The sequence below is a fragment of the Pseudomonas sp. HMSC065H01 genome, assembly GCF_001815235.1.
GTDB lineage: Bacteria > Pseudomonadota > Gammaproteobacteria > Pseudomonadales > Pseudomonadaceae > Pseudomonas > Pseudomonas aeruginosa.
The window spans coordinates 1-226 of sequence record NZ_KV819902.1; the positions used below are offsets into that span (position 1 = coordinate 1).

Consider the following 226-nt stretch of genomic DNA (forward strand, 5'->3'; position numbering starts at 1 on the left):
CACGCCATCGTCCACCTGATCGAGAAGAAGCCCGACGGCACCCCGGCCGTGCTCCACGCGCGCGACGCCGAGCTGGGCGACTCCCAGGCCATCGAGAACCTGCTGGCCGACCTCAACGAAAGCTACAACGCCAAGAACAAGGCCTGGGGCTTCTTCCAGGGCGAGTCCGGGGCCTACCCGTTCAGCGGCTGGCTCGGTGAGTACCTGGAGGGCGATCGCGACTTCG

At 67.3% G+C, this 226-nt stretch carries 1 protein-coding gene; it reads left to right on the forward strand.

The features are described from left to right. The coding region (locus HMPREF3014_RS20120; RefSeq protein ID WP_171958613.1) for a nucleoid-associated protein at positions 1-226 on the forward strand (226 nt) is incomplete at both ends.